We start from the raw sequence: 14,830 nt of genomic DNA on the forward strand, positions 1-14,830 counted from the left end.
CGGGTCGTCCGCGCGGGAATGCGCACACGTGAACCGGGGCCGACGTACCAGTCTGCCAGGACTGGCCGTATCTCCCAAAACCGGGGTCTGCCCCGATCTATTCCACGGCCCGTCCCGCTCGGCGAAACCGCAGGTCAGCCGGTTTTCACCACGGCGCCGGCGTCACCCTTGTCGCCCGCCGAGTCCTTGGTCGCGGAGGCCGGGATCGGCTGGTCCCCGAGCAGGGCGTCCCAGACCTCCTTGGCCTGGGCCTGCTGCGGCAGTACGCGGTTGGGGTCGGCCGGGTCGTACAGCACCGGCAGGGTGACCATGTGGACGTCGTCGGCGCCCAGGCCCTTGAGCCCGTTGCCGAAGCCGATCAGCTTGTTGATCGAGTTCAGGTCGGAGTCGGTGGTGATCGCCTTGGTGGCGGCGTCCGCAAGGCCGTAGAGCTTGGTGGGGCTGGTGAAGACGCCCACGCCCTTGACCCGCTCGATCAGCGCCTTGATGAAGGCCTGCTGGAGCTGGATGCGGCCGAGGTCGGAGCCGTCGCCGACGCCGTGCCGGGTGCGCACCAGGCCGAGCGCCTGCTCGCCGTTGAGGGTGTGCCTGCCGGCCGGCAGGTCCAGATGGCTCTTGGCGTCCTTGATCGGCTTCGCGGTGGTGACGGGCACCCCGCCGAGCTCGTCGATGAGCTTCTTGAAGCCGGTGAAGTCGACCTCGATGTAGTGGTCCATACGGATGCCGGACATCTGCTCGACCGTCTTGACCGCACAGGCCGGGCCGCCGACCTCGTACGCGGTGTTGAACATCTGGCGCTTGCCGCCGGGGTCCGTCTTGCCGTCCGTGGTGGTGCAGGAGGGCCGGGTGACCAGGGTGTCGCGCGGGATGGAGACGACGCTGGCCGTTTTGTGGCCCTCGTAGACGTGGACGACCATCGCGGTGTCGGAGCGGGCACCGCCGTCGTCCTTGCCGTACTCCTTGTTGGCGCCGGCCCGGGAGTCGGAGCCGAGGACGAGGATGTCCATGGAGCCGTTGTCGACGTCCTGGGGGCGGTCGGTGCCGAGCTGGGCGTTGATGTCGACGCCCTTGATGTTGCCGTTCAGCTTGAAGTAGACGTACCCGAGGCTGGCCCCGCCGGCCAGCACGACGCCCGCCGCGGACCAGGCCGCTATCTTCACGGCGCGGCGGCCTGTGGTCGGGCGCCTGCGGCGCCGTCCCCGGCCACCGCCGGTTATTCGGGCGCTGCCGCTCTCGCTCTGCTCGGCCATGGTCTCCTCAGTCCTCGCTGCCGCTCCTGGTACCCCCCGCCGTGTCTGTCAGGCACGGTTTGTCGACACTCGTCAGACGGCGAAGCACCAAGAAGGGTTGCACAGGGTTCTAAGAACGCCTTAAGAACGCCCTGGGCGTGTGGTGAAGCTCTCGTACGCCCCGTATGGCCTCGTAACGTACGGAGAACGCCCCCGGCACCGAGGTGCCGGGGGCGTTCTCGCAGGCTGCGGCGGTGACGTCAGTCGTTGCCGTTGCCCGGGGTCGTCTTCTGGATCTGGAGCAGGAACTCGGCGTTCGACTTCGTCTGCTTCATCTTGTCCAGGAGCAGCTCGATCGCCTGCTGCTGGTCGAGCGCGTGCAGCACCCGGCGCAGCTTCCAGACGACCGCGAGCTCGTCGCTGCCGAGCAGGATCTCTTCCTTGCGGGTGCTGGACGCGTCGACGTCCACCGCCGGGAAGATGCGCTTGTCGGAGAGCTTGCGGTCGAGCTTGAGCTCCATGTTGCCCGTGCCCTTGAACTCCTCGAAGATCACCTCGTCCATGCGCGAGCCGGTCTCCACGAGCGCGGTGGCGAGGATGGTCAGCGAGCCGCCGTCCTCGATGTTGCGCGCGGCACCGAAGAAGCGCTTCGGCGGGTAGAGCGCGGTCGAGTCGACACCACCGGACAGGATGCGCCCGGAGGCCGGGGCCGCCAGGTTGTAGGCGCGGCCCAGACGGGTGATCGAGTCCAGCAGGACGACCACGTCGTGACCCAGCTCGACGAGACGCTTGGCGCGCTCGATGGCGAGCTCGGCGACCGTGGTGTGGTCCTCGGCCGGGCGGTCGAAGGTCGAGGAGATGACCTCGCCCTTCACCGACCGCTGCATGTCGGTGACCTCTTCCGGACGCTCGTCGACCAGGACGACCATCAGGTGGCACTCGGGGCTGTTGTGCGTGATCGCGTTGGCGATCGCCTGCATGATCATGGTCTTGCCGGTCTTCGGCGGGGCCACGATCAGACCGCGCTGGCCCTTACCGATCGGCGACACGAGGTCGATGATGCGGGTGGTCAGCACGCCCGGGTCGGTCTCCAGGCGGAGGCGGTCCTGCGGGTAGAGCGGGGTCAGCTTGTTGAACTCGGGACGGCCCCGGCCGGAGTCGGCCGCCATGCCGTTCGCCGAGTCCAGGCGGACCAGCGCGTTGAACTTCTCGCGGCGCTCGCCCTCCTTGGGCTGGCGGACCGCGCCGGTGACGTGGTCACCCTTGCGCAGACCGTTCTTGCGGACCTGGGCCAGCGACACGTACACGTCGTTCGGGCCCGGCAGGTAGCCGGAGGTCCGGATGAACGCGTAGTTGTCGAGGATGTCCAGGATGCCCGCGACGGGGATCAGCACGTCGTCGTCGTTGACCTGCGGCTCGGCGCCGAACTCCTCGCGGCCACCGCGGCGGCCGCGGCGGTCCCGGTAACGGCCACGGCGGCCGCGGCGGCCCTCGTCGTCGTAACTGTCGTCCTGCGGACCGCTGTTCTGCTGGCCCTGCTGACCGCCCTGGCGCTGCTGGCGCTGGCCGCCCTGGCCCTGCTGGTCGTCGCCCTTGCCGCGGCGGTCACCCCGGTCGCCGCGGTCGCGGTCGCCGCGCTGACGGCCCTGGCGGTCGCCCCGCTCGCCACCGCGCTCGCCGCGGTCCCGGCGGTCGCGCCGGCCCTCGGCGCCGTCGACGGCCTCGGCGGCCTTGGCGTCCGGCTGGGCGTCGGTCTTCTGCTCGGCCCGCGCGTCCGTCTTGGCCTCGGCCTTGGCGGTCTGCGGCTCGGCGACGACCGTCGCGGACTCCGGCGAGCCGGCGGCCGCGGTGGCGCGCCGGCGACGGCGCTCGCCCACCGGCTGGTCATCTCCCCCGAGCTCTCGGCTTCGCTCGACCTGGGGGGCGCCCCCGGCCGGCGCCGGCTGGCCGGGGATCTCGATCTGCTGCTGGGCGGCAGGCTTCTCGGCGGCCTCGTCACCCGTACGGGCCTTGGAGGTGGCGCGGCGCTTGGGCTTGCTCTCGGCCGCGTCGGCGCCCTTGGCCGGGGCGGCGGAGCCGGACTGCGCCTCCTTGATGACCTCGATCAGCTGGCTCTTGCGCATCCGCGCGGTGCCCCTGATGCCGAGGCCGGACGCGACCTGCTGCAGCTCGGCCAGGACCATGCCGTCGAGGCCGGTGCCGGAGCGGCGGCGCCGTGAGGTGGTGCCCGAGGCAGCACCTGCGGCGGGCGCGGCGTCGCCGACAGAAGTGTCGGCAGTCACGCCCATCAGATCGGTGGTGTCGCTCACGAAGGGTCCTTCCCTGGAGCGGACGTCGGCCTGTCTGGCTCGGCGACCGGTTGTGCTGTCCGAACGCGGCCCGTGACCTGGGGTCACTGACCGTGCCGGGGCGGTGGTCCGCCGCGTACGGCGGAGAGATAAACGTGCGTGGGGTCCGGCCCGAGTTCCCCTACTCGGCCCCCTGGGAAAAGCGGGGGGTGTCAAGCCGGTTCCGGAGCGTGCTCGGAAACTGCTCAGGCAGGCTGCGCAGACAGTTTGGGAGGCTCCCGGAAGAATGGCGGTCCCTGAAGGGGACACGAAGCACCGCGCCACAATGACGACCGATGCAGACTTGAGGTTAACACTACCGGATCCAACAAACATTCCCCCTCTCGTTCACCGGCAAGCCGCGTGTCCCGCCGTGAGGCCCCCTATGACCCCAGTGGCAGGACGCTCGCGCCCGAGGCGTCGAGGCGGAGCCGGTTCGCGGCCCACCCGTCGCCCGCCAGCCGTGCGACCTTGTCGGCCGCACCGTCCTCGACCAGCGCCAGGACCGTGGGCCCCGCGCCGGAGATGACTGCGGGGACGCCGTCCGCGCGCAGCCGGTTGACCAGCGCCACACTCTCGGGCATCGCGGGTGCCCGGTATTCCTGGTGGAGCCGGTCCTCGGTGGCCGGGAGCAGCAGCTCGGGGCGCCTGGTCAGCGCCTCCACGAGCAGGGCCGCACGCCCGGCGTTGGCGGCCGCGTCCCCGTGCGGGACGGTGCGCGGCAGCAGTCCCCGCGCGGTCTCCGTCAGCACCGGCTTGCCGGGCACGAAGACCACCGGAACGACGGAATCCGCAGGGTCCATCCTGATCGCCCGCGCCGCTCCCCCCTCCATCCAGGAGAGCGTGAACCCGCCGAGCAGACAGGCCGCGACGTTGTCGGGGTGGCCCTCGATCTCGGTGGCCAGTTCAAGGAGCGCGGCGTCGTCGAGCTTGGCGTCGCCGCCTATCGTCACCGCGCGCGCCGCGACGATGCCGGCGCAGATGGCGGCCGACGAGGAGCCCAGGCCGCGGCCGTGCGGGATGCGGTTGGCGCAGACGACCTCCAGGCCGCGCGGCTGCCCGCCGAGCAGGTCGAACGCGGTGCGCAGCGACCGTACGAGGAGGTGGCTCTCGTCGCGGGGCAGCGTCTCGGCGCCCTCGCCCGCGATGTCGATGTGCAGGCCGGAGTCGGCGACGCGGACGACCACGTCGTCGTACAGCCCCAGTGACAGGCCCAGGGAGTCGAAGCCCGGGCCGAGGTTGGCACTGGTGGCGGGGACGCGCACCCGTACGGCGGCGGCGCGGAATGCGGGACCGGCCATCGCTCTGATGACTCTCCTTGTGAGACTGCTGCGAGATTTTCGAAGAGGTACCCAAGACCCGACGGCCACGGGGGCAACTGCACCGCGGCATATGCGGCGGGGTGGGTTGGGTACAGCCTATCGAAGGAAGGTTCAGTGGCGACATAGGGCGCACAGGAGGCGCACGATGCGTGTCGCGAGCCCCCTGCGCCCCTACGTGCCGAGTTGCACGGCGTTGTACGGGTTTCGGCTACGCCAGACCGAGGCGCTCGGCCGCGGCCGCCGCGTCCACCGGGACCGTGACCGGCTGCGGAGCGCCCGCGACGGCCCAGTCCGGGTCCTTCAGGCCGTTGCCCGTGACCGTACACACGATCGTCTGGCCGGGGTCGACCAGGCCCTGCTCGGCGGCCTTGAGCAGTCCGGCGACCGAGGCGGCCGACGCGGGCTCCACGAAGACGCCCTCCTGGGCGGCGAGCAGCCGGTAGGCCCGCAGGATCTCACGGTCCGTCACCTCGTCGATGAGACCGCCCGATTCATCGCGCGCGGCCTCCGCGAACTGCCAGGACGCGGGGTTGCCGATGCGAATCGCGGTGGCGATGGTCGAGGGGTCCTTGACCACCTCGCCGCGCACGATCGGCGCCGCGCCGGAGGCCTGGAAGCCCCACATGCGGGGCGTGCGGGTGGCGAGCTCGTCGGCCGCGTACTCCCGGTACCCCCGCCAGTACGCCGTGATGTTGCCGGCGTTGCCAACGGGAAGAACGTGGATGTCGGGCGCGTCGCCGAGCATGTCCACGATCTCGAACGCGGCGGTCTTCTGGCCCTCGATACGGACCGGGTTGACCGAATTGACCAGCGCCACCGGGTAGTTGTCGGAGAGGCTGCGCGCCAGCGTCAGACAGTCGTCGAAGTTCCCGTCCACCTGGAGGATCTTCGCCCCGTGGACCAGCGCCTGGCCCATCTTGCCGAGCGCGATCTTGCCCTGCGGCACCAGCACGGCGCAGACCATCCCGGCCCGTACCGCATAGGCGGCCGCGGAGGCGGAGGTGTTGCCGGTGGAGGCGCAGATGACCGCCTTCGCGCCCTCTTCCTTCGCCCGGGTGATCGCCATCGTCATCCCGCGGTCCTTGAAGGACCCGGTCGGGTTGGCGCCCTCGACCTTGAGGTGGACCTCGCAGCCCGTGCGCTCGGAGAGCACCTGCGCGGGCACGAGCGGCGTGCCGCCCTCGCGGAGGGTGACGACCGGGGTCGTAGCGGAGACGGGGAGCCGGTCCCGGTACTCCTCGATGATTCCGCGCCACTGGTGGGTCATTGCTCGTTACTCCCCTTCAACACGCATGATGCTGGCGACACCCCGCACGGTGTCGAGCCCCCGCAGGACGTCCACGGTCCCGGTGAGGGCCGCGTCGGCCGCGCGGTGGGTGACGACGACAAGGGAGGCCTCGCCGTCCTTCCCCTGCTGGCGAACGGTGTCGATGGACACCCCGTGCTCGGCGAAGACGGTGGCCACCTGGGCGAGCACACCCGGTTTGTCGGCCACGTCGAGGCTGATGTGGTAGCGCGTCACCACGTCGCCCATGGGGCTCACGGGCAGCTGGGTGTACGCGGACTCACCCGGTCCGGTGGACTCGGCGAGCTTGTTGCGGCAGACCGCGACCAGGTCGCCCAGGACCGCGGAGGCGGTCGGCGCGCCGCCCGCGCCCGGCCCGTAGAACATCAGCTGTCCGGCGGCCTCGGCCTCGACGAACACGGCGTTGTACGCGCCGCGCACGGAGGCCAGCGGGTGGTCGAGCGGGATCATCGCCGGGTGGACACGGGCGGTCACGGACTCGCCGTCGGCCGCGCGCTCGCAGATGGCGAGCAGCTTGATGGTGCAGCCCATCTCCTTCGCCGAGGCGAAGTCGGCGGCGGTGACCTCGGTCATGCCCTCGCGGTAGACGTCGTCGAGTCGGACCCGGGTGTGGAAGGCGATCCCGGCGAGGATGGCGGCCTTGGCGGCGGCGTCGAAGCCCTCGACGTCGGCGGTCGGGTCGGCCTCCGCGTACCCCAGGGCGGTGGCCTCGTCGAGGGCCTCCTGGTACCCGGCCCCGGTGGAGTCCATCTTGTCGAGGATGAAGTTGGTCGTGCCGTTGACGATGCCGAGCACCCGGTTGACCTTGTCACCGGCGAGCGACTCGCGCAGCGGCCGGATCAGCGGAATGGCACCGGCCACCGCGGCCTCGTAGTACAGGTCCCGCCCGTGCTCGGTGGCGGCGGCGTGCAGAGCGGCGCCGTCCTGGGCGAGCAGCGCCTTGTTGGCGGAGACGACGGAGGCGCCGTGCTCGAAGGCGGTGGTGATGAGCGTACGGGCGGGCTCGATGCCGCCGATGACCTCGATGATGACGTCGATGTCGCCGCGTTTGACGAGGGCGGTGGCGTCGGTGGTGACGAGGGCGGGGTCGATGCCCTCGCGTACCTTCGAGGGCCGGCGCACGGCGACACCGGCGAGCTCGACGGGCGCGCCGATGCGCGCCGTGAGGTCGTCGGCGTGCGTCGTCATGATGCGCGCCACCTCTGAGCCGACCACTCCACAGCCCAGCAGCGCCACCTTCAGCGGACGCGTACGCATCATCCGACCTCGTTTCCTTCTACCAGCTTGAATGCGAACCAGTCTCACTCACCGGACGGAGGTTTCCGCCCTCCGTCCGGATCCTGAGACACATATTCCACTATTTATTCATCGATCTATTCATTTATTCATCATCCGACGTCGAGCCGCAGGAGATCTTCCTCGGTCTCGCGGCGGACGATGACGCGCGCCTCGCCGTCGCGGACCGCCACGACGGGCGGCCGCAGGGCGTGGTTGTAGTTGCTGGCCATGGAGCGGCAGTACGCGCCGGTGGCGGGCACCGCGATGAGGTCACCGGGGGCCAGGTCGGCGGGCAGGAACGCGTCCCGCACGACGATGTCGCCGCTCTCGCAGTGCTTGCCCACGACCCGTACCAGCATCGGCTCGGCGTCGGAAGTGCGCGAGACGAGCGAGACGGAGTACTCGGCGTCGTACAGGGCGGTCCGAATGTTGTCGGACATCCCCCCGTCGACACTGACGTACGTGCGCAGCCCGTCCAACGGCTTGATCGTCCCGACTTCGTACAGCGTGAAGGCGCTGGGCCCGACGATCGCGCGCCCCGGCTCGACGGAGATGCGCGGCGTACGCAGCCCGGCGGCCTCGCACTCACGGGTGACGATCTCGTTGAGCGCCTTGGCGATCTCGTGCGGCTCACGGGGGTCGTCGTCGGAGGTGTACGCGATGCCGAGCCCGCCGCCGAGGTCGATCTCGGGAAGCTCGACGCCGTGCTCGTCGCGAACGTCGGCGAGCAGCTGAACGACACGGCGGGCGGAGACTTCAAACCCCGCCATGTCAAAGATCTGAGACCCGATATGGGAGTGAATGCCGATGAGCTCGAGCCCGTCGAGCTTGAGGGCGCGGCGCACGGCCTCGGCGGCCTGTCCGCCCGCGAGCGCGATGCCGAACTTCTGATCTTCATGGGCGGTGGCGATGAACTCATGGGTGTGCGCCTCGACGCCCACGGTCACGCGGATCTGGACGCGCTGGCGCTTGCCGAGGCTCTGGGCGATGTGGGCGACGCGGACGATCTCCTGGAAGGAGTCGAGAACGATGCGCCCGACGCCGACGTCAACGGCCCGCCGGATTTCATCCTCGGACTTGTTGTTGCCATGGAAGGCGATGCGCTCGGCAGGCATTCCGGCGGAGAGGGCGGTGGCGAGCTCGGTGCCGGAGCAGACGTCGAGGTTGAGCCCTTCCTCGTGGAGCCAGCGGACGATGGCGCGGGAGAGGAAGGCCTTCCCGGCGTAAAAGACATCGGCGTCCTTGCCGAAGGCGTCGGCCCAGGCGCGGCAGCGGGCGCGGAAGTCGGCTTCGTCGAGGAAGTAGGCGGGGGTGCCGAACTCCTCGGCGAGCGAGGCGACATCGAGACCGGCGACGGTGGCGATTCCGTCGCCGTTTCGTCCGACGGCCTGCGACCAGACCTTCGGATCAAGGAAGTTGAGGTCGGCGGGCGGCGCCGAATAGTGCCCTTCGGGGAGGACGTCGGCGTGACGGGGCCCGGCGGGATGTGCGGAACGGCTCATGCTGTCACTCTCACAACTCTTACGACTCTCACGAGTTCACAGGAATTCAGGGGCGTCGATGCCGAACAGGGACAGGCCACCGGCCAGCACCGCCCCGGCGGCTTCGGCGAGCGCGAGCCGGGCACGGTGGGCGGCCAAGGGTTTCTCGTCCCCGAGCGGCAGCACGGAGTGCTGGAAGTCGAGAACGGCGTCGGCGACCCCTTCGAGCTGCCGGGCGACCCGGTCGGGGGCGGCGAGGCGGGCGGCGCGGAGGAGGACGTCGGGGTGGTCGGCGAGGAGGCGGTGGAGGTGGGTGGCGCCGGAGTTGCCGGGGCCGCCGGGGGTGCCTTCGGGGAGGCCGAGGTCGCCCGGGGCGCTGGTGAAGCCCAGGTCGTGGGCGTTGCGGGTGAGGGCACGGGTGCGGGTGTACGCGTACCGCACACGGAAGTACGAGTTGCTGTCGCGCTGGGCGAGGAGCTCGGCGGCCGGGGCGGGCCGGTCGTGGGCGGCGGCGCGGAGGTAGGCCCAGCGGGCGGCGTCGGGGCCGGCTCCGGGGAGGGGGTCGGGCAGCACGTGGATCCGCTCGCTCCCGTACGGGGTGATCTCGGCGGTGGCGCCCTGTGAGCGCAGCAGCTCGACGACCACGGAGGTGACGGCGAGGGCGCGGGGCTCGTCGGCGGGGGCGAAGGAGGTGTGCTGCCCGGCGAGGGAGTCGCCGTACCCGTAGCGCGGGCCGAGTGCGAGGACCCGGCGTACGAGCTCGTCGTGGGCGGCGGGGCCGGCGTCGAGGGTGAAGTTCAGGAACCCCGGCCCGGTGATCTCGACGCGCGCGACCCCGGGGGCGCCGGTGAGCCGCCCGCGCAGGGCCTCGGCCACGGCGCGGGGCGCGAGCCCGGAGGCGGCGGCGAGCTTCAGCGCGACGGCACTGGCGTAGTCCCCTCCCCCGCCCGGCCGGGGCCGCTCGACCTTGACGTCATCGGGCACGGCCACACACAGCACACCCTCGTCGACGGCGCTGCGCACGGCACGCACGACGGTACGGGAGAGCTCTGCGGGGGTCACGGGACCAGCGTATGGGAGAGGGGGGTGGGGGCGGGTAATCGGTTTCGGGATGTGGGCGCGGGCCCTCCGGGGGGCGGGGGGAATGGGGGGTGCGGCGGGGCCGGAGGGTGGGGTCCGCCGTGCCGGGGCTGGGCTGCGGGGGCGCGGCGGGGCCGGGGTGGGGGCGTGGGGCCGGACTGGCCGCGCCCATGCTCCGGGCGGGCGGACTCCGCCCGCGCCGAGGGGGCGTACTCCCCTACCCCTCAGGCGCGACTCGTACGGGCTGCTGCCTGTTGCTGTCGGCGGACGGCGAGGCCGAAGGAGCTGACGGGATGGGGGCCCACCGCACCGGGGCGGGGCGGGGCGCGAAGGGCGTACCCACCTCGGCTGACGCAGCTGACGCGACTGACACGCCTCAGCCGCGACTCGTACCGGCCGCCCGCCCGGCTCGTCCGGGGTGCCTGTTGCCGTCGGCGGACGGCGGAGCCTCCCGGTGCATCAGCTGCCGTACGACCTTGACCAGCTCGGCCGGCTCGAAGGGCTTGGCCAGGAACGCGTCCACACCGGCCGCGAGCCCGGTCTCGACCTCGTACTGCGTACAGGCACTGATGATCGCGAGCGGCAGATGCCGCGTACGCGCGTCCGCCCGCAGCCGCGCGGCCGTACGCAGCCCGTCGAGCCGTGGCATCACGACGTCCAGAGTGATGACATCCGGACAGACCCGGTGCACCACTTCCAGACACTCGGCACCATCGGCCGCGGTCACGACCTCGAAGCCCTCCAGCTCGAGGTTGACCCTGATCAGCTGCCGGATGACCTTGTTGTCGTCGACAACAAGCACCCGGCCGGACACGCCTGACACATCTCGAGGTTAGGTCCGCGACCGTCGCCGCGTCCGGGTTTTCCCCACTTCCGCCCCCTGCGGGGGACCCCACCCCCGCCGGCCCCGGGAAATACCTGTTCACAGCCACCCCGCGAGAGCTGGTAGTGTTCAACCCGTCGCCGCCAAGCGCGGTGAACGCCCCCGTAGCTCAGGGGATAGAGCAACGGCCTCCGGAGCCGTGTGCGCAGGTTCGAATCCTGCCGGGGGCACCGCAGTTCAGGTGCCTAAAAGACCCTCTGGCCAGGCGTTCAGCCCAGTCAGAGGGTCTGCTGTTATGTGCAGGCATATGCCGCCGGAAGCACCCCTAGGACACGTCCCGCGGGACATACGCGGGATCGGACTTACCGCACATAAGCCCCACAGTCAGGCAAAGGGAGTGCCCCGAAGGGGAACCCTCGGGGCACTCAATGTGATCATCGTCATGCGTATTCGGCGTAGAAATTCTCGATCTTCTGGTTGGCAACCACGGCTCGGCCGTGTAGGCACTTGGCGTAACGCGCCAGGAGCACCTCGACCGTGTTCCCGGCGCGCTGCGCCGCCTCGGTGGGATCCATCCCTGCGTTCAGCCACGTCGACAGGGCCGAGTGTCGAAGGTCGTAGGGGACTTCCGCGAGCGGACTGTCGACCAACTCGGGCGGAAGTCCGAATTCACGCGCCTCGGACCATACACGGCTATAGGTGGATGATCCGACTACACCGCCACGTTCGTTGAAGAACAGCCTTCCATCATCAGCTGTACCAAATTCGTCGATACTGTCGCGAAGGATATGAACCAGGACGGGCGGGAGAGGGGCGACCCGGACGTCTTCCGGAGCGCGGTTCTTCAGGCCGCGGTCGTCGTGGACCTCGCCGGTCCGGGTCCACTTCTTGCCGACCGTCGGACGGGTCCGGTGGAGCGTGGCACGGCCCCACCCCTCTTCCGGAAGGTAACAGTCCGGTTCTGCCAGCCCCACGGCCTCGGCCGGGCGCAGGCCCCCGTAGTACATGCTGGCGAACATGCCGACGAGGCGTCGGCCCCGCGCACGTCCGTACAGCCCCACGTACGAGACGGCGCCGATGAGGTTGGCGGCCTGGCGGGGATTCGCAACAACCCGGGGGTCAACCTCCACGATTTTCGGAGCACGGGTCTCCGTGACCTGCTTGACCGGATTCGCCGTGAACTCGCCGATCTCTGTGGCGTAGTTCAGTGCGGCAACGAATCCCTTCCTTTTCCTCTTGGCTGTCTCCGTGGCCGCCGCAGTCCCGTCGAGCTTCAGCTTCAGTGCATCCAGGACCTTGTGGACCAGCTCCTTGTCCCCCAGTTTCGCAAGGGGCGGCGAATTCTCGGCCACCCATGTCAGGACCGCCCGCGCCTGCTCGGGTATCTCCCGGTCATCCGGCCCCGGCAGGACGAATGCCCAGTCCCGCAATGCCCGCTGCAGCGCCACGTCTTCCGGCCTGCCAGGCCCCTGGGGTAGCACCGCTTTCGTGACGGCGGTCAGGGACTCGTTGATCTCGTCCCGGTAGTTGGGTGAGACCATCGGCCAGCGGCGCGCCATGTAGGCAAGAGCGAACTCGTACCACGAACGGGCCTTCGGCTCCTTCGGCTCCTCCTCCATCGAGGGCGGCAGGCCGCTCTCCGTATCGAACTGCTCGCCCGCATCCTGAGCCATGAGCAGCTTCGAGTGCAGCTTCTGGGCAAGGCCGAAGGACTTACGCGAGCGGGAGAACTCGCGTCCGGAGACCACCCAGCGCACCTCGAAGGTGTCACGCCCGCGACGCTGTTTCGTCCGGATCTCCCACAGGCTCACGTCCGTGGACTTCAAGCGAAGATTTCCTCTCTTTCCTGCAGCCATTCCATAAAGTCACTCCGCCACAGGCGCAGTTCGCCATTGGGGAGCTTGAACGTGGCAGGCCCGGTACCGAGTTCCCTCCACCGATAGAAGGTGCGGCGCGATACGCCCTTCAGTTCCGCCAGCACCTCGGGAACCGTCATCAGCTCGTCACCAGCACGCACCTTCGCCGTCCTCTGCCGCCTCACCACGCGGCCCCGCATACGCCATGACGACACATCCGCGAAAGGAAGCCCGCCATCGCAGCACGGGGCACGCAGGCTGGTGCGGCATTCGGTTTCAGGGCAGGGGGCAGTACGGATCGAAGAAGCATGGAAGGGTCCTTGCGGAAGAAGTTCAGGGGCTTACCGAGTTCAGGGAGACAAGCCTTTCAGGTGACGCGGGGTTCACCGCCGGAACTCGGGAGCCAGCGACAATCACGGACTGCGCCCCGGTCCACCGCCAAGCAGCCGGTACGCACCCCCGATAGTCCACACGATCCCCGGTTTCGGAAACCGGGGATCGTCGTGTATATATCCGCCAGCAGGACCGAGGGCAGAGGAAGGCGGAACGTATGCGTCGCCGTATTCCTGCCACCGCGCGGCAGAGAGCTGTTTCCGAACCCCAGGTGGCGGGTCAGTCGTCTTCTTCGCAGTCATGACCGGACTCGACCACGATGCCTTCCTCGAACTGGGCGTCACGACGCCATCCGCAGTCCCCGCACTCCGCCTCCGCTATCCAGACACATGGGCCGTCCTTATTCGCCCCCGTGCTTTTGTCGTGGCTTCGGAACCGGGCCGCAGCGGCTAGCCCCCTGATACGGACGGCGCGAGCAGCGAGGTGGGGTGGCGGTGAGAATTTGAAGCCGGTCTTGGGTAGATCTCCTCCTCGGGGGCGCCAGCACGGCGACGGGCATCTCCTGTTTGCAGGCCCCTGTCTGGTTAAGGGTGTGTAGATTGACATGCCCCTGCCCGATATTCCAGTTCTCCCAGGGGATTAACCGTCTGCCGTGAGCGATCCCGGGATCGCCCTCTACGGGCCGTAGCTGCCTACCGCCAGCGGAGGACAGCCGCACACGCATCGGCACTCTGCCCACACGCTCGCCCGACGGCTGTGCGGCTGGACGCCACTTGTCGTCGCGTGGGCTTTCGAAATCCTTCGGACACGGAGGCGGTTGGACGCGTCGACGGTCCCGAGTGGTAGCGGTACTGGCGGCAACCCGCTGTCCCATGGCCGTCCTGTTCCAACTCGCCTATCGCCCGTAGGCTTTGAGAATGGCGACGTCCACAGAACCCGCGTTCGACGGTGTGATCTTCGGCTTTTTCGGGTCCTCACCTTCACGCAGTGACCTGAGCGCCGCCCCGGCCCCGCCGAGGCGGCGCTTCGCCATCTCCGGAGCTCCCCATGGCGTGGCGTCGGCTGAGAGACGGGCGGGGCGCCGTCGTGCCGTGCGGCGCGAACAGCAACACACTGCCCCCTGACGGATACTGCTGCCGCGACGCCGAACCGGGGCGAGACAGGGGGCGCGCGGGACGGGGAGAAGGACTCGAACCCTCTGCTACGGCACCCAGGGCGGTGTACATGGCAGCCACAGCCGCCCCCGCCCCGGTCCTGTGGCGCTCCGGGCCTCGCGCCCCCCGTGATCCCCTCCGGCACCTGCCTGCGGCAACCGGCCAAGCCGCGGCCCGGGTACACGCCGTTCCCGATTCCGAACTCTCGCACCAGGCTGCTCTCTCGGGGCATCGCCAAGTAGCAACGATGAATGTTCGGATCACTGGGTAGTGTCGTCACACTGACCTGGGAGGGAAGTCACATGCCGAACGAGATCGTGATTGCGCAGACGACCATCAACGACGAGGAGCTAGCGATGCTTCTCGCTCGGGGCGCGGTTGAGGGCCGTCTGGCCGCCTGCGCTCACATCGACCCGCCGTTCACTGCGGTGTATCGATGGAAGGATGCGATCGAAACCGACCGGGAATGGCGGATTTCATACAAGACGACCCCGGACCGGCTTCCCGCGTTGGAGGCTTGGGTGGCCGCGGAGCACAGTTACGAGGTTCCGGAGTGGATCACCCTCCCGGTCACTGGGGGGTCCGAGGCGTATCTGGCGTGGGCGGTCGAGCAGTCGACGCCACAGTCCCCCGCGTAAGGC

At 69.7% G+C, this 14,830-nt stretch carries 11 protein-coding genes and 1 tRNA gene; 2 read left to right on the top strand and 10 right to left on the bottom strand.

Features of this window, described 5'->3' with window-relative positions:
- Positions 1–134 precede the first annotated feature (134 nt).
- The 8 genes from QIY60_RS06315 to QIY60_RS06350 form a co-directional block, all read right to left on the bottom strand.
- Entirely contained in the window at positions 135–1,250 is a 1,116-nt protein-coding gene (locus tag QIY60_RS06315) for an LCP family protein (protein WP_283141544.1), read from the bottom strand.
- Between the two features lie 239 nt (positions 1,251–1,489).
- Complete coding sequence (rho, locus tag QIY60_RS06320) at positions 1,490–3,538, bottom strand: transcription termination factor Rho (RefSeq protein WP_283141545.1); 2,049 nt, start codon at positions 3,536–3,538, stop codon at positions 1,490–1,492.
- Positions 3,539–3,939: 401 nt separating this feature from the next.
- Positions 3,940–4,857, bottom strand: a complete 918-nt coding sequence (gene thrB, locus QIY60_RS06325; protein ID WP_283141546.1) for a homoserine kinase — start codon at positions 4,855–4,857, stop codon at positions 3,940–3,942.
- 229 nt (positions 4,858–5,086) lie between these two features.
- On the bottom strand, positions 5,087–6,145 hold the full coding sequence (thrC, locus tag QIY60_RS06330) for a threonine synthase (RefSeq protein WP_283141547.1): 1,059 nt from the start codon (positions 6,143–6,145) through the stop codon (positions 5,087–5,089).
- A gap of 6 nt (positions 6,146–6,151) precedes the next feature.
- Positions 6,152–7,441 carry a homoserine dehydrogenase gene (locus QIY60_RS06335; RefSeq protein ID WP_190091100.1) on the bottom strand — a complete coding sequence of 430 codons (1,290 nt, stop codon included), beginning with the start codon at positions 7,439–7,441 and terminating at the stop codon, positions 6,152–6,154.
- 131 nt (positions 7,442–7,572) lie between these two features.
- Positions 7,573–8,964 (bottom strand): diaminopimelate decarboxylase, encoded by a 1,392-nt coding sequence (lysA, locus tag QIY60_RS06340; protein WP_283141548.1) that lies wholly within the window; start codon positions 8,962–8,964, stop codon positions 7,573–7,575.
- Between the two features lie 36 nt (positions 8,965–9,000).
- Positions 9,001–10,005: an ArgS-related anticodon-binding protein NrtL gene (gene nrtL, locus QIY60_RS06345; RefSeq protein ID WP_283141549.1), complete on the bottom strand. Its 1,005-nt coding sequence runs from the start codon at positions 10,003–10,005 to the stop codon at positions 9,001–9,003.
- A 394-nt stretch (positions 10,006–10,399) separates the two neighbouring features.
- Positions 10,400–10,846, bottom strand: a complete 447-nt coding sequence (locus tag QIY60_RS06350; protein ID WP_283141550.1) for a response regulator — start codon at positions 10,844–10,846, stop codon at positions 10,400–10,402.
- 158 nt (positions 10,847–11,004) lie between these two features.
- Here QIY60_RS06350 and QIY60_RS06355 point away from each other — a divergent pair.
- A tRNA-Arg gene (locus tag QIY60_RS06355) sits at positions 11,005–11,076 on the top strand.
- 210 nt (positions 11,077–11,286) lie between these two features.
- Here the strand turns inward: QIY60_RS06355 and QIY60_RS06360 are convergent.
- Both QIY60_RS06360 and QIY60_RS06365 read right to left on the bottom strand, forming a co-directional pair.
- Complete coding sequence (locus QIY60_RS06360) at positions 11,287–12,672, bottom strand: site-specific integrase (protein ID WP_283141551.1); 1,386 nt, start codon at positions 12,670–12,672, stop codon at positions 11,287–11,289.
- Positions 12,669–12,842, bottom strand: a complete 174-nt coding sequence (locus QIY60_RS06365; RefSeq protein WP_349253984.1) for a helix-turn-helix domain-containing protein — start codon at positions 12,840–12,842, stop codon at positions 12,669–12,671. Before QIY60_RS06365 ends, QIY60_RS06360 begins: the two co-directional genes overlap by 4 nt.
- A 1,649-nt stretch (positions 12,843–14,491) precedes the next feature.
- Here QIY60_RS06365 and cutA point away from each other — a divergent pair.
- Positions 14,492–14,827, top strand: coding sequence for a divalent-cation tolerance protein CutA (gene cutA, locus QIY60_RS06370; RefSeq protein ID WP_283141553.1), 336 nt, complete (start codon positions 14,492–14,494; stop codon positions 14,825–14,827).
- Positions 14,828–14,830: the final 3 nt, after the last annotated feature.

It is taken from the genome of Streptomyces sp. BPTC-684 (assembly GCF_030028635.1).
GTDB lineage: Bacteria > Actinomycetota > Actinomycetes > Streptomycetales > Streptomycetaceae > Streptomyces > Streptomyces noboritoensis.

Bases quoted from the DNA above. Each gene is read 5' to 3' on its own strand.
- QIY60_RS06315 (WP_283141544.1), bottom strand. From the start codon at position 1,250: ATGGCCGAGCAGAGCGAGAGCGGCAGCGCCCGAATAACCGGCGGTGGC.
- thrB (WP_283141546.1), bottom strand. From the start codon at position 4,857: ATGGCCGGTCCCGCATTCCGCGCCGCCGCCGTACGGGTGCGCGTCCCC.
- thrC (WP_283141547.1), bottom strand. From the start codon at position 6,145: ATGACCCACCAGTGGCGCGGAATCATCGAGGAGTACCGGGACCGGCTC.
- QIY60_RS06335 (WP_190091100.1), bottom strand. From the start codon at position 7,441: ATGCGTACGCGTCCGCTGAAGGTGGCGCTGCTGGGCTGTGGAGTGGTC.
- lysA (WP_283141548.1), bottom strand. From the start codon at position 8,964: ATGAGCCGTTCCGCACATCCCGCCGGGCCCCGTCACGCCGACGTCCTC.
- QIY60_RS06365 (WP_349253984.1), bottom strand. From the start codon at position 12,842: ATGACGGTTCCCGAGGTGCTGGCGGAACTGAAGGGCGTATCGCGCCGC.
- cutA (WP_283141553.1), top strand. From the start codon at position 14,492: ATGCCGAACGAGATCGTGATTGCGCAGACGACCATCAACGACGAGGAG.